Here is a 19,340-nt window from a genome sequence, read left to right on the forward strand (position 1 = left end):
TTGACGCTACTTAGCATGCCTCGCATCGATCACGTCATCCGATTGGAGTGCTGATGAATACCGATTTGCAAGTGCGCAAGATCTCGACCTTCGTCGAGGAACTGATGGTCGAGGGCGGCCGCGCGGCGCCGCGCCCGATCACCACCGTGGTGGTGGCCGCCGTGCTGAAAAACCCCTGGGCCGGGCAGGGTTTCTGCGAGGACCTGCAGCCGGAGATCCGGCGCCTCGCGCCGCCGCTGGGTGCCGAGCTGACGCGCCGGCTGGTGGCGCTGATGCCGGCCGCGCGCGTGGAAGCCTATGGCAAGGCCGCCGTGGTGGGCGTGAACGGCGAGATCGAGCACGCCTCGGCGCTGATCCACACGCTGCGCTTCGGCAACCTGTTCCGCGAGGCGGTGGACGGCACCGCCTTCCTGAGCTTCACCAATACGCGGCTCGGGCCGGGCTCGATGGTCTCGCTGCCGATGATCCACAAGTCGGCCACGGGGCAACGCTCGCACTTCCTGACGGCGACATTTCAGATCGCCGACGCCCCGGGCCCCGACGAGGTGCTGGTGGCGATCGGCGCGGCCGACGGGGGACGCGCTCATCCGCGCATCGGCGATCGCTTCATCGACATGGCCGAGATGGAGGCCCGCAAGCCGGCCGAAGCGCAGACCTGGGGCGACTGAGGCGCGGGCGCACCCTCGCGGCGCGCCTGCTCCGAGCCCCGGCGCTTCCGCTGCGCTTTTCCTCCGATTCGCAGCAAACCCCGGCGCGCACGCACGGCGTGCCCGCTCCACCGTTTCCGCCGCCACGGCACCCGCCATGAACGACATCATCATGCTGGCCACCCGGCTGCCCGCCGGGCAGGAGGCCAAGTATCGCGCCGCGCTCGCCGCGGCGATGCCGGACGAAACCATCGTGCCGTTGCGCGAGGCCGATGCCGATGCGCGTGCCGGCGCGAGGATCGCGATCGTGGCGCGTCCCGATCCCGCCGAACTCGCCGCCCTGCCCCGGCTCGCCTGGATCCAGAGCCTGTGGGCCGGCGTCGAGCAACTGCTCGAGAGCCTTCCGGCCACGGCGCCGCCCGTGGTCCGGCTGGTGGACCCGGAAATGTCGCGCACCATGGCCGAGGCGGTACTGGCCTGGACCTACTACCTGCAACGCGAGATGCCCGCCTACCGCGGCCAGCAGCAGGCGCGCGAATGGCGGCAGCGGCCCTATCGCAAGCCCCGGGACATACAGGTCGGTATTGTCGGCCTCGGCACGCTCGGGGCGGCCGCCGCGGCGCGGCTGCTGGAGGCGGGCTTTCGCGTGGCCGGCTGGAGCCGCTCGCCGAAGCGCATGGCCGGCGTGGACACCCATCACGGCGCCGAGGGCCTGACGCGCCTGCTCGGCGCGAGCGAGATCGTGGTGTGTCTCGTGCCGCTGACCGACGAGACGCGCGGCCTGTTCGACCGGCACACGCTGGCGGCCATGCGGCCCGGCGCGGCGCTGATCAACTTCTCGCGCGGCCCGGTGGTGGTCACCCGGGATCTGCTGCAAGCGCTCGATGCCGGCCGGCTCTCGCATGCGGTACTCGACGTGTTCGAGGTCGAGCCGCTGCCGGAAGCCTCGCCGCTCTGGGCCCATCCCGCCGTGACGGTGCTGCCCCACATCTCGGCGCCGACCGACCTGCACACGGCGGCGGCCGTGGTCGCGGCCAACGTCGCCGCCTATCGCGCCAGCGGCCGCATTCCGGCCGGCGTCGATCTCTCGCGCGGTTACTGAGCCGGCGCGAACCCTTTCGTTTCATCCGGCCCGAGCCGCGCCATCGGTCGTCTTCGTCCGCTGGTGTGTACCCGCACGCCGGCGCAGTGCCAGCAAGGCTTCGATTCATGCAACACGACCACCACCAGGGGAAATCATGAGCAAGGCAGCAGGCTTGGAAACACGCATCGCGGCAGCGGTGGCGACGGCGCTGGCGATACTCGCCGGCAGCAGCACGGCGGCGCAGGCACAGAGCAGCGTCACGTTGTACGGCATCATCGACGAAGGACTCAACTACACCAGCAACGCGAAGGGACACGGCACCTTCCAGATGAAGAGCGGCGACACCTTCGGCAGCCGCTGGGGCATCGCCGGCTCGGAAGACCTGGGCGGCGGCACGCGCGCGCTGTTCCGCCTCGAGAACGGCTTCGACGTGAACAGCGGCGCCTTCAAGCAGGGCGGCCGCGAGTTCGGCCGGCAGGCCTGGGTCGGCCTGCAATCGGACCGGCTCGGCACGCTCTCGTTCGGCCGCCAGTACGGCCCGACCATCGATCTCTGGAGCGGCCTGACGGGCGCGGGCGGCGTGAGCGGCGACGTCGCCTCGCACCCGTTCGACAACGACAACGCCGACTTCGATTTCCGCGTCAACAACTCGGTCAAGTACACCAGCCCGAACTTCAACGGCCTGAAGGCCGAGGCGATGTACGGCTTCAGCAACGACACCGGCTTCGCCAACAACCGGCTCTACAGCGCGGCCCTGCAATACAAGCTGGCGGGCCTGACCGCCGCGCTCGGCTACCTGAAGATCGACGCGGGCGGCTCGGCCAACGGCGCGGTGTCCACCGACACGGTGTTTACCGGCTCGTCCGAGCAGAACATCGTGGCGGGGCTGTCCTACGCGTTCGCGGCCACCAGGCTGGGCCTGTCCTACTCGCATGTCGACGTCTACGACCCGACCGCGAACGCCTATATCGCCTCGACGGCCACCCAGCCGCCGGGCGGCCACTGGCAGTCCTGGAAGTTCGACAACTTCGAGGTCAATGCGAAGTACGCCTTCACGCCGTCGTTCTGGCTGTTCGGCGCCTATACCTTCACCGAGGCGAACCTGCATGCGAGCACCGGCGATTTCGAGCCGAAGTGGCACCAGCTCTCGCTGATGCTCGACTACGACCTGAGCAAGCGCACCTCGCTCTACATGCAGGCCGCGTACCAGCACGTGGTCAGCGCGCATACCGGCACGGCCTTCGATTTCGCCACCACGCCCGCCTCGGCCGGCGCCTCGTCGGGCGAGAACCAGACGCTGGTGCGGCTCGGCATGATCCATCGCTTCTAGGCGCGCTCGCGCGCCGTTTTCCGCGGCCGGTGCTCCCGATGCGCCGGCCGCGTCCCGATCCCCGGCGGATCCCTTTTCGAGGTAGCAGATGCAAAAAGACCTTCTGGTCGACGCCGATCGTCGACACCTGATTCACCCGGCCGTGGCCTATCGCGCGCACGAGGCGCGCGGCGTGACGATCCTGGATTCGGGCCATGGCGTATGGCTGCGCGACGCCGACGGCCGCGAACTGCTCGATGCCTTCGCCGGGCTCTGGTGCGTCAACACCGGCTACGGCCAGGCCAGCATCGTCGAGGCGGCGATGCGCCAGATGAGCCGGCTGCCCTACGCCACCGGCTATTTCCACTTCGGCTCGACGCCCGCCATCGAACTGGCCGAGCGGCTCACCGCGCTGGCCCCGGCCTCGCTGTCGCGCATCTACTTCACGCTGGGCGGCTCCGACGCGGTCGATTCCGCGGTGCGCTTCATCACCTACTACTACAACGCGATCGGCAAGCCGGCGAAGAAGCACTTCATCGCGCTGGAGCGCGGTTACCACGGCTCGTCATCATTCGGCGCGGGGCTCACGGCGCTGCCGGTGTTCCATCGCGGCTTCGACCTGCCGCAGGCGACCCAGCACCATATCCCCTCGCCCTATCCGTATCGCAGCGCCACGCCCGACGATCCGCGGGCGATCATCGCCGCCTCGGTCAAGGCACTCGAGGACAAGGTGGCGGAGCTTGGCGCCGAACACGTGGCCGCCTTCTTCTGCGAACCGGTGCAGGGCTCGGGCGGCGTGATCGTGCCGCCGACGGGCTGGCTGAAGGCGATGCGCGAGGCCTGCCGGCGGCTCGGCATCCTGTTCGTGGCCGACGAGGTGATCACCGGCTTCGGGCGTACCGGCCCGCTGTTCGCCTGCGAGGCCGAGCAGGTCGAGCCGGACCTGATGACGGTGGCCAAGGGCCTGACGGCCGGTTACGCGCCGATGGGCGCCGTGCTGATGGCCGAGCATGTGTACCAGGCGATCGCCGACGGCGCGCCGGCCGATGCGCCGATCGGCCATGGCCAGACCTATTCCGCGCATCCCGTCAGCGCGGCGATCGCGCTGGAGGTGCTGCGCCTCTATCACGAGGGCGGGCTGCTGGAGAACGGCCGCACGCGCGCCCTGCAGTTCGGCGCCGGGCTCGATGCCCTGCGCGAGCATCCGCTGGTGGGCGACGCGCGCCATCGCGGCCTGCTCGGCGCGCTGGAACTGGTCAGCGACAAGGCCGCGCGCACGCCCTTCGATCCCGCCGTGAAGCTGCCCACGCGCCTGTTCGACACGGCCGGCCGCAACGGCATCGTCCTGCGCGCCTTCGGCGACGGCACGCTCGGCTTCGCGCCGGCGCTGTGCCTGGGCGAGAGCGAATGCGAGGAACTGTTGGCGCGCGTGAAGCGCGTGCTGGACGAGGTGCTCGACGAAGCGGAGGTGCGTGCGGCGCTGAGAGGTGGGCTCATGGCCTGAGCTTGCGCGCGCGCCGCATCGCCTGACCGGGGGCCGTGCCGCCGATCAGGCCTTGCTCGTCGAAGCCGCTTCGTGAAGCTCGGCGTCGCGTGCGCGCCGGCGCCCATGCCAGCGCGCGTAGGCGGCCGCCGCCAGGGGCGCCAGCAGAGAGGTGACGATGGTCGAGGCCGCGATCTGCGGCGTGGCCATCGCCACCAGCGAGCCCAGGCGCGGGTCCACCGCCGCGATCGCGGTGGGCGTCGCCACCGCATTGCCGGCGGTGGTGGCCGCCGCCATGCCGGCCACGCCGGTGCCGCCGGCCAGCCGCGAGGCCAGCACGTTGCACACGGCGCCCGCGGCCAGCGTGATGAGCCCAAGCAGGATGCCGGACAGGCCCGCGCCGAGGATCGCGTGCAGGTTGATCTGCGCGCCGAGGCCGAAGGCGAAGAAGGGGATCAGCAGGTCGCCGCCAGACTTGAGGAAGCGCCGCATGTCCTCGTCGAGGTTGCCGAGCACCATGCCGATCACGATCGGCAGCACGGTGGCCACCAGGTCGATCACGGGGATGGTCGCCAGCCCGGACAAACCGAGCGCCACCATCGTCACGAACGGCCCTTCGAGGATCGAGAGCACCGCCAGCGCGCCGCGATCGACCTCGTCGCCGAACTGGCGCGTCACCGCCGCGTACAGGCCCATGTTGGCATTGGTCACGGCGGCGATGATCGCCATGCCCGACAGGCCGAACAGGCCTTGAGGCCCGCACAGCCGGCTCACCGCGAAGCCGATCGCCACGCCGCTGGCCAGCTTGGCGAGGGTGATCGCCGCGCCGTTGCGCAGCGCCCGGGGGGCGGTGCGCAACTGGATCTCCGCGCCCATGCAGACGAAGAACACCGCCAGGATCGGCAGGGCGCCGTGGGCGAGCTGGGTGGAGAAGCTGCCGATGGCGAGGACATGCGGCGCGAACGTGTTGAGCACGCTGCCCCACAGAAGGGGGATCACCATCATGCCGCCGGGAAAGCGCTCGATGGCTCGTTTGATCTTCATGCCGAGTCTCCGTCCGGTGCGCGCAGCCTGGCGTCGCGTCACCGGCACTTGATTGGTATTGCGAATCGAATCGATCGCGGCGGGCCGCGTCCTCGCGCGCGGCGCCCGCCGTGCCGCCTTACATCTGCGCGCCGATCATCCAGGGCACGAATTCCTCGTTGCCCACGCCGAGCGCCTCGCTCTTGCTCTTGCCGCCCGAGGCGACCTCGATGATCATGCGGAAGATCTCCTCGCCCTTCTGCTCGACCGAGGCGCCGCCCTCCATGATCTCGCCGCAGTTGATGTCCATGTCGTCCACCATGCGCCGGTACATCGCCGAGTTGGTCGCGACCTTGATCGACGGCGCCGGCTTCGCGCCGAAGCAGGACCCGCGTCCGGTCGTGAACACCACCAGGTTGGCGCCGCTGGCGATCTGGCCGGTCGCGCCCATCGGGTCGTAGCCCGGCGCATCCATGAACACCAGCCCGTTGGTGTCGATCGGCTCGGCGTAGCGGTACACGCCCATCAGCGGCGACGAACCGCTCTTGGCCACCGCGCCGAGCGACTTCTCCAGGATCGTGGTCAGGCCGCCCGCCTTGTTGCCCGGCGTCGGATTGTTGTCGATGCTGCCTTTTTCACGCTCGGCATACGACTCCCACCAGTGGATGCGCTCGACGATCTTCTCGCCCACCTCGCGGCTGACCGCGCGACGCGTCAGCAGATGTTCGGCGCCGTAGATCTCCGGCGTTTCGGTCAGGATCGCGGTGCCGCCGTGGCTCACCAGCAGGTCCACCGCGGCGCCCAGCGCGGGGTTGGCGGTAATGCCGGAGTAACCGTCGGAGCCGCCGCATTGCAGGGCCACGCTCAGGTGGGAGACCGGCAGCGGCTCGCGGCGCGCCTGGTTGGCCAGCGGCAGCATCGCCTCGACGGCGCGGATCGCGGCGTCCACCGTCTTCTGCGTGCCGCCCTCCTCCTGCATCACCAGCGGCACCAGCAGCGGCCCCGGCTCCACGCCCTCGGCGACGAACATCGCGCCCATCTGGTTGGCCTCGCAGCCCAGCCCGATGATCACCACGCCGGCGAAGTTCGGATGCCTGACGTAACCGCCGATGGTGCGCCGCAGTTGCTGGATGCCCTCGCCGTGATGGTCGATGCAGCAGCCGAAGCTGTGCGTGATCGGCACGATGCCGTCCACGTTCGGGTAGGCATCGAGCGCGCCGGGCGCCGCGAAGTGCTGGCTCACCAGCTTGGTGACGGTGGCCGAGCAGTTGACGGTGCTGATCACGCCGATGTAGTTGCGGGTCGCCACGCGCCCGTCGGCGCGGCGAAAGCCCTGGAAATCGAGCGGCGCGGCGGCGGGCGAGACCGGGCGGAGGTCCTCGCCGAACGCGTAGTCGCGATTGAATTCGCCGATCGACAGGTTGTGCACGTGGACATGCTCGCCGGCGCGGATCGCCTGCGTGGCGAAGCCGATGATCTGGCCGTAGCGGCGCACCGGCGCGCCCTGCGCGACGTCGCGGCAGGCGATCTTGTGGGCGGGCGGAATCTCCGCGCTTGCGACAAGGTCGTCGAATTCGGCGAGAATCGTTCCCGCGGCGATCGCGCCGCGCGCGATCAGCACGTCGTCCTTGTCGTGCAGCTTGATGGCGAGCGTGGGCTGGCTCATGTGATGCCTCCTGATTGTGGGGTCGAGCTGCCGGGCCGCGCCTGTCGTGTGGAGCGCCGCATGCGCTGGACCGGGTGCAGGCATCATCCGGCGAAGGCCGACGGCGGCGCAAATTGGTCAGGCCACTTTTCCGGGCGGCCGGCCAGGCGGGTCAGGAGTGGAGCTGGGTATGAAAAGCACGGGTGCGCTGAATCGGACTATCCGGCAGATCGAGACCGGTATTTCGGAGGGACGATGGCTGGCCGGCGAACGCCTGCCGGCCGAACGGGCGCTGGCCGAGTCGCTCGGCGTGTCGCGCGCGACGGTGCGCGAGGCGATCGGCCGGCTGGTCAGCAAGGGCTTGCTGGAGAGCCGGCACGGCAGCGGCGTCTATCTGCTGGGGAACAAGCCGGTGGGTACGGCGGCGCCGTGGATGCAGCTGATCGCGGAAACCCCGCCGCTGCGCTCCGAAACGCTCGAATTCAGGATGGTGTTCGAATGCGCGGCGGCACGCTTCGCCGCGCAACGCGCATCGGCCCAGCAGGTGGAGCGCTTCGAGGGGATACTCGAGCGCATGCAGGCGGCCGTGCGGCAGGCCGATGTCGACGAGGAAGCGCGTACCGATTGCGAATTCCACGCCATGCTCACGACGGCCTCGCACAACCGCATGCTGGACCAGTTCTATGCCGGCGTGATCACCATGCTGCGCGAGCATATCGCCAGCAATACCTACGACGCGACCGTCAACAACCTCAATGCGGCGGTGCAGGCGCGCGATCGGCTGCTCCAGCACGAAACCATCTATCGCGCCATTCGCGACCGCAATCCCGACGCGGCGCAGGACGCGATGTTCGCGCACATCGACTACGTGGGGCGGCAGTTCAACGTCGAGTTGGGCGGGTAAGTGGTCGAATGAGCGGCCGACGCTTTCCGCGAAACACGGCCTGCGCCCCTAGCGGGACGCGAGGCCGGTTTCGCCTGCCTTCCGGCGGGAATCAGCGGAACGGATCGGCCGGCAAGCGCAGCTATATCTGCCCGAGCAGGACCAGCACGATCACGATGACCAGCACCACGCCCAGCAGGCCGCTCGGCCCGTAACCCCAGCTGCGACTATGAGGCCAGGTGGGAATCACGCCGACCAGTATCAGCACGATGATGATCAGTAAAATCAGTCCCAGTGACATGTCGTACCTCCTTGGATTTGTATGAATGACGCCTTGTCCGGGCGAATCCCTGGCCGGCCCCCGTCGCGGCACCGCGTTCAGGCGGGGCCGCCTATCGGTTCGGGTTCGCCGGTGGCCGATGCGTCAGCCTGGTTCGAGCAAACCTCGTACCCGGCCGCCGGCGGGCGCCGGCCGGCCGGATTCGCGGCGCGCCCGAGGCACCCGGGGCGCTTTGCCCGGAGCGGCACGGGGCCGGCGGCGAAGCGGTGTCGCGCCATGGAACGGATGTCCGCGCGTCATTCATCATCCTCGGCAGCGAGGACGCTCGATCCGGGTCGTGTCATCCGGCAGGTACATGAGCGACGGTAAGATTTTCACGAAGCCGCCCGGAACGACACGGGCGGACTTCGCCCAGCCGGTACCCGCCCGCGGGTCTCACCTGTCGAGGCCGCCCATCAGCACATACTTCACTTCGACGTATTCCTCGATCCCGTGGTAGCTGCCTTCGCGGCCATAACCGGAATGCTTGATGCCGCCGAAGGGAATCGACGCGGTCCCGACCGAGCCGCTGTTGAGGATCACCATGCCGGACTCGATCGACCTCGACAGGCGGAGCGCCCGCCCCAGGTCGCGCGTGAACACATAGGCGACCAGGCCGTATTCGGTGTCGTTGGCGCGCTTCACCACCTCGTCCTCGCTCGTGAATCGATAGACCGGGAACACCGGGCCGAAGATTTCCGTGCGGGCGATCTCCATCGTGTCGTCGAGCCCGGTCAGGATGGTGGGCTCATAGAACAGGCCGCCCTTCGCATGCGGCTTGCCGCCGAGCACGAGCTTCGCGCCGGCCTGCCTCGATTGCTCGACCAGTTGCGCCACCTTGTTCAAACCGGCCTGGTTGATCATCGGGCCGACCACCGATTCCTCCTGCATACCCTGGTCCACGCGGATTGTCGCGACCTTCTCCGCCAGCGCGGCGACGAAGCGGTCGTGGATGCGCTCGTGGACGTAGATCCGATTGGGCGAGATGCAGACCTGGCCGGAGTTGCGCAACTTGGCGGCGACCAGCCCCGCCACCGCCCCGTCGAAATCGGCATCGTCGAACACGATGAACGGCGCATTGCCGCCCAGCTCGAGCGTCATCTTCTTCAGGTCCTTGCCGCAGGCGCTGGCCAACAGCTTGCCCACCGCCGTCGAGCCGGTGAACGACAGCTTCCGGATACGCGAGTCGCTGGTGAAGAGCTCGCCGATCTGCTTCGGATCGCCCGTGACCATTTCGAACACGCCTTCCGGGATGCCGGCCTTGCGGGCGTATTCGAGCAGCTTGTAGGCGGTCAGCGGCGTCAGCTCCGACGGCTTGATGATCATCGTGCAACCGGCGGCAAGCGCCGTCGCGATCTTGCGCGTGATCATCATGAAGGGGAAATTCCATGGCGTAATGGCGGCCGTCGGACCCGCCGGCTCCTTGACCACCACCACCTGGGCGTTGGCGGCGTGAGTCGGAATGGTGTCGCCATACACCCGCTTGGCCTCTTCCGCGTACCACTCGACAAAGCCGAGGCCGTAATCGATTTCTCCCATGGCATCGGAAAGGCATTTGCCGTTCTCCCTGACCATGATTTCCGCGAACGCGCGCTTGTCGTCGCGCACCAGTTCGAACCAGCGACGCAGCAACTCGCCGCGCTCCCTGGCGAGCTTCTTCGACCATGCCGGAAAGGCGTCGCAAGTGCGCGCGATCGCGGCCCTGACCTGGTCCGATGTCATTTCTGGCGCCTCGCCGACGAAGCTGCCATCCGCGGGATTGATTACCTTGATCATGATTCAGGATTCCTTTGTAAGTCAGTTTGGGAAGCGCAAAAAACCGGTGATTCAAGCGCTCGAGATGGGATCGGGATGCGCAATCAAGCTTAAGGCGACTGGCCGATTTCCACGATGACACGGTGTCTATTTCTATTGCCTAATCCTATGTTCGCGGCCTCGGCGGACCTTCCGCCGTCAACGGCCGGCCGGCAATTCGTCGCCGGCTGCTCGCACCGGAGCCGCATCGGCGCCGGCTGCGCACCGTCCCGCCGCTTCCTGCCCGAGGCCCCAGAAAGCGGTCACGACCAGGCAGGGCGCCATCGCAAGCATCGAGTACACGACGCCCGCCAATTGATTGCCCGTCAGATGGACGAAGAACAGGCTGATCAGGGGAAGAAATCCGCCGAACAGGATGTTGCCCAGTTGCTGGGACAACCCGAAACCGGTGGTGCGGCTCTGCGGCGGAAACGATTCGGCGATAAAGGCCGGCAGCGGCGCCATGATCATGGCGGTCAGGATGGCGAGCACGCTGATCAGCGCAATGACGGCGCCCCACTCGCCGGCCGATACCGCCGCGCGAATCCCGGCGAAGCACGGGTATGCCGCGACGATCCAGAGCGCAATGCCGACCAGGATCACCTTCGCCCGGCCGATCGCATCGGACAGGCGCCCGAACACCGGGTACATCGGCGCCGCGACCAGGATCGCCACGCCCAGGCAGAGGCTGGCCCGCGTTTGCTCCACCTTCAGGACATTCTCGAGAAAATAGAGCATGTAGACGATCGACGTGTACAGCGACACGGAGGTCCCGCCCTGGGGGCCGAACATCGCCACGAAGATCGCCTTCCAGGATGTCTTGCTGCCCAGGGTGTCCTGCAGCGGCGACGCCGACAATCGTCCGGCATGCTTCAGCGCCATGAAGGTCGGCGTTTCGGACATGCCGAGCCGAATCCAGGTTGCAATCACCACGATCGGCGCGGAAACGAGAAACGGGACCCGCCATCCCCAGGCGCGGAAGTCCTCGGCATCCAGCGCGAACCGGAGCGTGCAGACGATCAACAGGGCCAGCAGCAGGCCGATCGTCGCCGTGCTTTGCAGCACGCTGGTCGCCATGCCCTTCCTGCCCGCCCCGGCATGCTCCATCACGTAGACGACCGCCGAGCCGTATTCCCCTCCCAGCGCCACGCCCTGGACGATACGCAGGCTCAGGAGCGCCGCCGGCGCGGCGGCACCGATGGCCGCATAGGTGGGAAGACAGCCGATTCCCACCGTCCCGATCCCCATGATCGCGAGCGTGATCACGAAGGTCTTCTTCCGCCCTATCCTGTCGGACATCGGGCTGAAAATCAGCGTCCCCAGCGGTCGCGCGACATAGGCGATGCCGAAGGTCGCGACGCCCGCCAGGCTCATGACGAGGCGATCGGTAGCGGGCAGGAACAGCTCGGTGAGCGTCGAGGTCAGCGCGACGTAGATGAAAAAATCGTAGTACTCGAGCATCGTGCCGATGCTCGAACTGGCAATGATCCGGAACATACCGGGCCGGCGATGCCCGGCCTCGTGATCGGCGAACATGCTTGTCTCCTTTGACTCGAACACGGGCTGTCGTGCCACTTGGCGCGGCCGCAGCTCTTTTTTCGCGTGCTTATCGATTGCGCCTGGCCAGCGCCTGCTGCTCGTTGAATTCCGTCACCCGCTGCTTGTGCTCCTGGCCGCAAAGCAGGATGGCCTGCATGCTGGCCGCCATCTCGAGCGCGGCCGCCAGGGGGATCTGCGCCGATTCGCGAACCAGTTTCTTGGCCATGCGCGCGGCGCCGGGCGGATGCGCCGCGATACGCGAGGCGAGCGCCAATGCTTCGTCGTCCAGGTCATCGTCGGGCACGACCCTGGTGACGATGCCGAGCCGGCAAGCCTCGTCGGCATCGATGAACTCGCTGGTCAGCGTCAGTTCCAGCGCCTTGGCCGGCCCCACCACGCGGCTCAGGAACCACGCGCCGCCAATGCCCGAGATGAGGCCGAGGCGCAGGAAGCTTTCGGCGAACAGCGCGCGCCGGCCGGCGATCCGGATATCGCACATCAGGGAGAGATCGAAGCCGGCCCCGATCGCCGCGCCATTGACGGCACAGACCGAGGGCACCTCCATCTCCTGAAAGCCACGGGTGATGCGGTGCAGGCTGCCGTGCAGGCGATCGCGAACCTCGGTGGCGCCGCCTTCCATCAGATCGCCGCCGCTTTGCATGTCCTTGACGTTGCCGCCGGTGCAAAAATGCTTTCCCGCCGAGCGCAGCAGGACGCAGCGCACGTCGTTTCGGCGATTGGCCGCTTCCAGCTCGTCCGACAAGGCTTCCGTCATGGCGATCGTGAGCGCATTGCCGTTCCTGGTTTCGTTGAGCGTGATGGTCAGGATTCCGGATTCGAAGGACGTCGCGACCAGCCGGCCGTCCTGGTTGTCATGGGAAGACATGGTTGAACCTCTAGTTCAAGGTGAAATGCCGCGCGAGCGCCGGCAATCAGCGGTTGTCGAATTTCGCGGGACGCCGTTCGATGAATGCCGCCATCCCCTCCTTCTGGTCCGCCAGGGAAAACCCGGCGTGAAATGACCTGCGCTCGAACAACAGCCCTTCGGAAAGGGAGGTTTCGAAGGCGCGATTGACGGCCTCCTTGATCGCGACGATCACCGGCAGGGAATGCCTGGCGACCTGCCCGGCGACGAGCATCGCCGCATCGATCAGTTCGTCCGGGGCCACCACCTTGGCGACCAAGCCGCCGGCAAGCGCTTGCTGCGCGGTAATGGGCTCGCCGGTCAGGCACATCAGCATCGCGCTGGCCTTGCCGAGCGCGCGCGGCAGCCGTTGCGTGCCTCCCGCGCCGGGCACGATGCCCAACTTGATTTCCGGTTGGCCGAATATCGCGTCCGAAGCGGCGATCACCACATCGCACATCATCGCCAGCTCGCAACCGCCGCCCAGGGCGTAACCCCGCACGGCGGCAACCAGCGGCTTGCGCAAGGTACGCAAGGCATCCCAGTTGCGCCCGATGTAATCCAGCTCGAACGCCGTGGCGTAGTCGAGCTTCGACATGCCGACGATATCCGCCCCCGCGGCAAAGGCCTTGTCGGAGCCGGTGATGACGCTCGCGTGAATGTCCGGGTCCGCCTCGTTGATCGACAATGCCTCGACAAGCCCATCGATCAGTTCGTCGGTCAGCGGGTTCAGTGGATTCCTCGAGCTCAGGCTGATCAGCGAAACCTTGCCGTGACGCTCTTGTTGTATGCAGCTGTCCGTCATTCCTGTCCTTCGTTACCGTAATCTGCCTGGGCGGGGCACGGGGAGCACGCGTGAATCACGCCTTGTTCGAGCAGCGCGTCGATTTCCTCGCGGCCGATGCCGTGTCGTTCGAGCACGGCGATGGTGTGCTCGCCTTTCAGTGGAGCGGCCCGGTCGGCCTGGCCCCGTGACGTCCCGGAAGGCCCGAGGGCGAAACCGATCGTCCGCATGCGGCCCGCCACCGGGTGATCGACCATGCGGGACAGACCGCTTCCCGCGTATTCGTCGGATGCCACTACTTCGTCGTACGAAACAATTGGCGCACACATGATGTCTCGCGAGGCGAGACGCTCCATCCACTCGGCCGTGCGGCGCTCAGCCAGTTTTCCGGCCAGCAGTTCGTGGAGCGCCGCTCGGTTTCGTACGCGCAGATCGTTGCTCGCGAAGCGCGCATCCGCCACGAGCCATGGCATGTCCAGTTCATCGCACAAGGCGGCCCAGCGCGCCGGATGATAGGCCACCACCATGATCCAGCCGTCCCGGCTGGGAAATGCCTCGTTCGGCGCCGCATAGGGCGCGGCGCTCCCCAGCCGGTCCGGGTTGCGCCCCGTCGCGAAATACGCGGCGAAACCCGTTTGCTGCAGCATGACGGTGGCGTTGTAGAGGCTGATATCGAGGTGCTGGCCGCCCTTGCCGTCGCGAACGCGGTGCAGCGCGCCGAGGATCCCGATCGAAGCGAGATAACCGCCGATCATGTCCGCGATCGGAACGGGAACCTTCAGGGGATCGTCGGCGGCGGCGCCCAGGGTGCTCATCAGCCCGCTGGCGGCCTGGATCACGCCATCGACCCCGGGGCGCCGACGATGCGAGCCGTGCTGGCCAAAGGCCGAAATGGAGCAATACACGATGCGCGGATGGGCGGCGCGAATCGAGTCGTAGTCGAAGCCCATCGACTTCATGACGCCGGGCCGGAAGTTTTCCACCAGCACGTCGGTGCTATCCAGCATCTTCCAAACCAGACGGCGGCCCGCTTCGGTCTTCAGATCGATCGAGACGCCCTGCTTGTTCCTGTTCACGCTCATGAAGGTGGCGCTTTCGCCCTGTATCCAGGGCGGTCCGATCTTCCTTCCGAGTTCGCCATCGGGAGGCTCGATCTTGACGACTTCCGCCCCGAGGTCCGCGAGCGTCATCGAACAGACCGGGCCTGCCAGCACGTGCGAGAAATCGAGCACCCGCACGCCAGCCAGACTATCTGTCAGCACGTTGAATGTCCTGTCTGCCGGCTCGTCACCTCGACAAGCCACGAGACGAGCATAAGGACCGCGCACCGACGCGACAAACGACTTTATCTCAGCGACTTTTTGACTTTTTGTTAAAAGGCCCGTTCCTGGGCGACGAGCGCCACCAGCCAATCGCGAAAGATCTCGAGCGCTTTCGAGGCGCGGCGCTTGCTGGGCCAGACGAAATAGTAGGTATGCGCGCCACGGTCGAGCTTGAACGCGAAAGGCGCGACCAGGGCGCCGGAATCGAGTTCGGCGCGCACCAGCGCTTCCTGCGCGATGGCGATGCCATGCCCTTCGATCGCGGCCTGATAGGCGAGCAACGAGGTCTCGTAGCGCATGCCTCGTCGCGCCGGGTGCGGCGGCCGTCCCGAGGCCTTGAGCCAGAGCAACCAGTCCTCCGGCCGGGCCAGCGAATGCAGGAGCGTCTGCCCCTGAAGCGGCGAATCCTCGTCGACCAGGCGCGACGGCGCCGCCACCGGGACCAGCAGGTTCGGAATCAGGCGCCGCACCTCGACGTCCTTCCAGTCTCCATCGCCGAGCTGGATTCCGGCATCGATATCGTCGCGACCGAAGTTCAGGGGCGCTGACGAGGTGGTGAGCTGGACCTCGATGTCCTCGTGCAATCGGTGGAAATTGGCCAGGCGCGGAATCAGCCAGCGCACCGCGAAGGTCGAGGGCGATCGGATCTTCAGGATGCTCGCGCGGCGGGTGGTGGTGCGAATGCCGGTCGTGGCGTCGCGCAGCGCCGCGAAGATGGGCATCAGTTCGGCAAGGTAGGCGGCCCCCGCGGCCGTCAGTTCCAGGCGCCCTTTCACGCGTTCGAACAGCTCGACGCCGAGGTAGAGCTCGAGCGTCTGCACTTGGCGACTGACGGCCGCCGGCGTGACAGCCAGTTCCTGGGCCGCCTTGGAGATGCTCAACAGACGGCCGGCAGCCTCGAAGGCGCGCGTCGGGTTGAGCGGCGGAAGCGACTCTCGTGGCTCCATGAACCATCCGGGCTGGGTAGTGGTCGCCGCAATTCTGTGCCAGAACGAATAATTGGGCAATATTGCCGGCCAGGACGCATCGGGCTTGCGCTGGCGGCATGCCCGGGTCAGGGCGACGCCACCGGAAGCGCTCGCCGCCGAGTGCGGAAGAATGCCCAGAGCATCGCGCTCGCGTCCGGGCCGCGCGCCGCGTTGAACGGCAGCCGATCGTCGCCGCCGCTCCAGGCGTGGCCGAGCCCTCGCACCATGCAGACTCGCACGATCGCGCGCCCGCGGCGCCGATAGTCGACGACCAGGCGGTCGCCATGCTCGGTCATCACGCGCGTGCCGCCCGTCGCCTCGCCGCTCGCGTCGACGAGGCCATTGACGCGCAGCCACTGCCGCGCCGCCTGCTCGGCATTGATCTTCGCGACCACGCCATCCAGTTCGCCATGCACGATCAGCACCGGCATGCCCGGGTAGCGATCGAGCTCGATCGCCGCGTCGATCAACGCGATCGGCTCGGCGCGGCTGCCGTGCTGCATGACGCGCAGCGCATGGATCGACGAGCGCGCGGCACCGGCCAGGGCGCCCGAATGAAGGCCGAGCGCGGCGAACAGTTGGGGCTCATGCAGCCCGAGCTGCGCGGCCAGCCCGGCGCCGGCCGACATGCCGGCCAGGTAGACACGCGCCGGATCGAAGCCGTGCAGCGCGATCATCGCGCGCACCAGCGATGCCACCGCATCGGCATCCGAGCCGGGCGCGGGGGCCGGCGGATCGAACCAGTTCCAGCAGCGATGCGGATGCCTGCCGGTCGACTGTTCCGGCAACAGCACCGAAAAACCATGGCGGTCGGCGAGGCGGTCGATGCGCGTGCCGAGCGCGAACGCCTCGGCGGTCTGCTTGCAGCCGTGCAGCATCACGACGAGCGGGCCGCCGGGCTTGGCGAGCGGCGGACGGTAGAGCAGATAGGTGAGGTGATTCACGAGTTGGCCCGGTGCCGGCCGGGCCGAATGGAACGAACGGGTCCACGTGCCCAGCGGCGACAGCGTCGGCCGGGAGCGTGCGCCGCGGCCGGTTTTCGGAGGCTTCGGCGAGGTCGGCGACGAGCGAGGCAGGGAGCCGCCCGCCCCCTTTCGCGCGGCGAGCGATGGCTTGGCCGGCGCGGGTTTCGACAAGGGCTTCGGCGGCTTGCTCGCGCCGCCTCGCTTCGATCGGCGTGTCACCGGGGTGGCGAAGCTGGCGAGCAGCTTGAGCCAGGCGTTGGAGGATCGACGAGGCATGTTCTGGCAGCGGGCCTCGGCGCCATCGGCGCCGCGACGAGGTTCGTGGAAGGATTAGCCTGACGATACAGGAAGGCGAATGACGACATCGGCTCTCATGGCTCCCGACGTCGGCCAACGCATGCCGGACATGCGCGGGACGCCGGCGCCGGGCAATTTTCGCGCCTCGCCGCGGCCCTCCTGCTCGCGGCGTTTCCTGCCTCCACGCCCCCGTTGACATAGAAACCGATCAGTCCATATAATGCGTCCATCTTCCACGAGGCTCATCCATGGCAAACCCCGCTGGTCTCGGCCGTCCCCGCGAATTCGAACTCGACGACGCCGCGCGCGACGCGATGAACGTGTTCTGGGACCGAGGTTATGAAGGCGCGTCCCTGCCCGATCTGATCGCGGGCACCGGGCTGTCGCGCGGCAGTCTCTACAAGGCGTTCGGCGACAAGAAGGGCCTGCTGCTGGCCGCGCTCGACCTGTACATGGCCGACGGCCTCAAGGCGACCGCCGACATCCTCGCGCAGCCCGGCGCCGTGAAGGACGCCATTCGCGATTCGCTGCTGCGCTACGCCCGTCTTTCGCTCGGCGCCGCCGGGCGACGCGGCTGCCTGGTGGTGGCAATGACCACGGAAATGGCCGCGCACGATGCCGAGGTCGCGGAACGCAGCGGCCGCATGTTCCGCCGCCTGCAGCAGCTTTATGCCGGCGCGATCGTGCGCGGCCAGGCGAGCGGCGAGGTTGCCGAACGCGACGAGCAGGTGCTGGCGCGCTTCCTGGTCTGTCAGATCGAGGGAATGCGCGTGCTGGGCAAGACCGGCATGGACGAAGCGGACATGCTCGCGCTGGTCGACAGCACGATGCGCATCCTCGACTGATTTTTTTGCTCAATTTGGAACCGAATGGTTCCGTAACAAGGCTCATTCATGTCCTCAAACACGCCCCTTTCACCCGATCCGCGCCGCTGGGCCATGTTCTCGATCCTGTTGGTCGGCGCCTTCCTGCCACCCCTGGATTTCTTCATCGTCAACGTCGCGCTGCCCTCGATCCAGGGGGAACTGGGCACCTCCTCCTCGGCCGAGCAACTGGTCATTTCCTCCTATGCGGCGTGCTATGCCGTGACGCTCATCACCGGCGGCCGGCTGGGAGATCTGTTCGGCCGCGGACGCATGTTCTTCCTCGGCCTGACCGGCTTCGCGGCGGCATCCTTGCTGTGCGGCATCGCGTGGTCGCCGTGGACGCTCATCATTGGACGCGCCTTGCAGGGCGTGACGGCGGCCATCATGGCGCCGCAGGCACTCGCCTCGATCCAGGCGATCTTCCCGGAAACGGAAAAATCGCTCGCGCTGAGCCTCTATGGCGCGGTCTTCGGCCTGGCCTCGGTGATCGGGCAGGCGCTGGGCGGCATCCTGATTTCGCTGAACCTGTTCGGCATGGCCTGGCGCACGATCTTCCTCGTCAACCTGCCGGTGGCGATCCTGGTGGTGCTGTTCGGCATTCCCCTGCTGAAGGAGACGCGTGCGGAACACGCCCGCAAGCTGGACCTGGTCGGCACGGCGCTGTCGATGGCGACGCTGGGCGCGCTGATCGTGCCGCTGATCGAGGGGCGTGCAGCGGGTTGGCCGCTGTGGTCATGCCTCTGCCTGGGCGCGGTGCCGGCATTGGCATGGATCTTCTGGCGCTACGAAAGCCGGCTTGCCGGCAAGGGCGGCGCCCCGCTGCTCGATCCGACCGCCCTGCGGGCGCCGGGCCTGGGCCGCGCATTGCTGGTCGCCCTGCTGTTCTATGCGATCGCCGCCTTCTTCCTGCTGTTCTCCGTCTACCTGCAAAACGCCCTGCACGTCGACGCCTTGAGCGCGGGCCTCGTGTTCCTGCCGTTCGGCGCGGGCTTCCTGCTGGGCCCCTTGTCCACGCCGCTGGCCGCGCGCATGCTCGGCGCCTATGTCAATCCGTTCGGCATGGGCCTGGAAGTGCTCGGCTTTGGCGGCCTGGCCGGCTTGATCGCGGCCTCGCCGGCCGGCATGCCGCCCGCCTCCGCGCCGCTTGCCATCGCGCTTTTCACGATCGGCTTCGGACAAGGGCTCGCGCTGCCGACGCTGATGCGGATGGTGACCGGCCGCGTCGCGCCGACCATGTCGGGCATGATCGCCGGCATCGCCAGCTCGACCCTGCAGATCAGCACCGCGCTCAGCGTCGCGGTCATCGGCGGGATTTTCTATACCGTGCTCGGCTCGCGCCAGGACCCGGCGTCGATCGCGCACGCCTTCGTGATCGCGATGCTCTGTATCGCCTTCTGCCTTGCCGTCGGCGCCACGCTCAGCCTCACCCTCGCCCGGAAACCCGCGACACGGAGCCCGGCGGGCGCCCGCCTCGCGGCGGCACTCGAGCCGGGCAAGCGCTCCTGATA

General features: G+C 67.7%; 18 protein-coding genes. 8 read left to right on the top strand and 10 right to left on the bottom strand.

Annotation, left to right across the window (positions count from 1 at the left end; all coding sequences use genetic code 11):
* Window positions 1-53: 53 nt before the first annotated feature.
* From BM43_RS09365 to BM43_RS09380, 4 genes are all read left to right on the top strand, one after another.
* A complete protein-coding gene (locus BM43_RS09365; protein ID WP_025097117.1) occupies window positions 54-668 on the top strand; it encodes an amino acid synthesis family protein in 615 nt (204 codons plus the stop codon).
* A gap of 136 nt (window positions 669-804) precedes the next feature.
* On the top strand, window positions 805-1,749 hold the full coding sequence (locus BM43_RS09370) for a 2-hydroxyacid dehydrogenase (protein WP_036055760.1): 945 nt from the start codon (window positions 805-807) through the stop codon (window positions 1,747-1,749).
* Between the two features lie 136 nt (window positions 1,750-1,885).
* Window positions 1,886-3,061 carry a porin gene (locus tag BM43_RS09375; protein WP_036055759.1) on the top strand — a complete coding sequence of 392 codons (1,176 nt, stop codon included), beginning with the start codon at window positions 1,886-1,888 and terminating at the stop codon, window positions 3,059-3,061.
* Between the two features lie 88 nt (window positions 3,062-3,149).
* Window positions 3,150-4,544: an aspartate aminotransferase family protein gene (locus tag BM43_RS09380; RefSeq protein ID WP_036055758.1), complete on the top strand. Its 1,395-nt coding sequence runs from the start codon at window positions 3,150-3,152 to the stop codon at window positions 4,542-4,544.
* 45 nt (window positions 4,545-4,589) lie between these two features.
* On the opposite strand, the gene BM43_RS09385 is transcribed toward BM43_RS09380, so the two are convergent.
* Window positions 4,590-5,567, bottom strand: a complete 978-nt coding sequence (locus BM43_RS09385; protein ID WP_013690844.1) for a 2-keto-3-deoxygluconate permease — start codon at window positions 5,565-5,567, stop codon at window positions 4,590-4,592.
* 118 nt (window positions 5,568-5,685) lie between these two features.
* The gene (locus BM43_RS09390; protein ID WP_013690845.1) at window positions 5,686-7,212 is read right to left on the bottom strand and encodes a UxaA family hydrolase; all 1,527 of its coding nucleotides are present in this window, start codon (window positions 7,210-7,212) and stop codon (window positions 5,686-5,688) included.
* Between the two features lie 169 nt (window positions 7,213-7,381).
* Here BM43_RS09390 and BM43_RS09395 point away from each other — a divergent pair, with 169 nt between their 5' ends.
* Entirely contained in the window at window positions 7,382-8,095 is a 714-nt protein-coding gene (locus BM43_RS09395; RefSeq protein ID WP_036055757.1) for a FadR/GntR family transcriptional regulator, read from the top strand.
* 121 nt (window positions 8,096-8,216) lie between these two features.
* Here BM43_RS09395 and BM43_RS38550 read toward each other — a convergent pair whose 3' ends face one another.
* The 8 genes from BM43_RS38550 to BM43_RS09435 all read right to left on the bottom strand — a co-directional run bounded on the left by BM43_RS38550 (window position 8,217) and on the right by BM43_RS09435 (window position 16,648).
* A complete protein-coding gene (locus tag BM43_RS38550; protein ID WP_013690847.1) occupies window positions 8,217-8,375 on the bottom strand; it encodes a DUF3309 family protein in 159 nt (52 codons plus the stop codon).
* A gap of 414 nt (window positions 8,376-8,789) precedes the next feature.
* A complete protein-coding gene (locus BM43_RS09405; protein ID WP_036055756.1) occupies window positions 8,790-10,169 on the bottom strand; it encodes an NAD-dependent succinate-semialdehyde dehydrogenase in 1,380 nt (459 codons plus the stop codon).
* 177 nt (window positions 10,170-10,346) lie between these two features.
* Window positions 10,347-11,723 carry an MFS transporter gene (locus BM43_RS09410; RefSeq protein ID WP_036055755.1) on the bottom strand — a complete coding sequence of 459 codons (1,377 nt, stop codon included), beginning with the start codon at window positions 11,721-11,723 and terminating at the stop codon, window positions 10,347-10,349.
* Between the two features lie 70 nt (window positions 11,724-11,793).
* Window positions 11,794-12,612 carry an enoyl-CoA hydratase-related protein gene (locus tag BM43_RS09415; RefSeq protein ID WP_036055754.1) on the bottom strand — a complete coding sequence of 273 codons (819 nt, stop codon included), beginning with the start codon at window positions 12,610-12,612 and terminating at the stop codon, window positions 11,794-11,796.
* 46 nt (window positions 12,613-12,658) lie between these two features.
* A complete protein-coding gene (locus BM43_RS09420) occupies window positions 12,659-13,435 on the bottom strand; it encodes an enoyl-CoA hydratase-related protein (protein ID WP_036055753.1) in 777 nt (258 codons plus the stop codon).
* On the bottom strand, window positions 13,432-14,676 hold the full coding sequence (locus tag BM43_RS09425) for a CaiB/BaiF CoA transferase family protein (protein WP_080742207.1): 1,245 nt from the start codon (window positions 14,674-14,676) through the stop codon (window positions 13,432-13,434). Before BM43_RS09425 ends, BM43_RS09420 begins: the two co-directional genes overlap by 4 nt.
* Window positions 14,677-14,786: 110 nt before the next feature.
* Window positions 14,787-15,683: a LysR substrate-binding domain-containing protein gene (locus tag BM43_RS09430; RefSeq protein ID WP_036055752.1), complete on the bottom strand. Its 897-nt coding sequence runs from the start codon at window positions 15,681-15,683 to the stop codon at window positions 14,787-14,789.
* A 107-nt stretch (window positions 15,684-15,790) separates the two neighbouring features.
* Complete coding sequence (locus BM43_RS09435) at window positions 15,791-16,648, bottom strand: extracellular catalytic domain type 1 short-chain-length polyhydroxyalkanoate depolymerase (protein WP_230676413.1); 858 nt, start codon at window positions 16,646-16,648, stop codon at window positions 15,791-15,793.
* A gap of 46 nt (window positions 16,649-16,694) precedes the next feature.
* Between BM43_RS09435 and BM43_RS42205 the strand changes: the two genes are divergently transcribed.
* The 3 genes from BM43_RS42205 to BM43_RS09445 all read left to right on the top strand — a co-directional run bounded on the left by BM43_RS42205 (window position 16,695) and on the right by BM43_RS09445 (window position 19,338).
* Window positions 16,695-17,003: a hypothetical protein gene (locus BM43_RS42205; protein WP_230676412.1), complete on the top strand. Its 309-nt coding sequence runs from the start codon at window positions 16,695-16,697 to the stop codon at window positions 17,001-17,003.
* Window positions 17,004-17,214: 211 nt separating this feature from the next.
* Window positions 17,215-17,811 carry a TetR/AcrR family transcriptional regulator gene (locus tag BM43_RS09440; RefSeq protein WP_036055750.1) on the top strand — a complete coding sequence of 199 codons (597 nt, stop codon included), beginning with the start codon at window positions 17,215-17,217 and terminating at the stop codon, window positions 17,809-17,811.
* A gap of 48 nt (window positions 17,812-17,859) precedes the next feature.
* The gene (locus BM43_RS09445) at window positions 17,860-19,338 is read left to right on the top strand and encodes an MFS transporter (RefSeq protein ID WP_036055749.1); all 1,479 of its coding nucleotides are present in this window, start codon (window positions 17,860-17,862) and stop codon (window positions 19,336-19,338) included.
* Window positions 19,339-19,340 lie beyond the last annotated feature (2 nt).

Source organism: Burkholderia gladioli (assembly GCF_000959725.1).
In the GTDB taxonomy this organism is placed as follows: domain Bacteria; phylum Pseudomonadota; class Gammaproteobacteria; order Burkholderiales; family Burkholderiaceae; genus Burkholderia; species Burkholderia gladioli.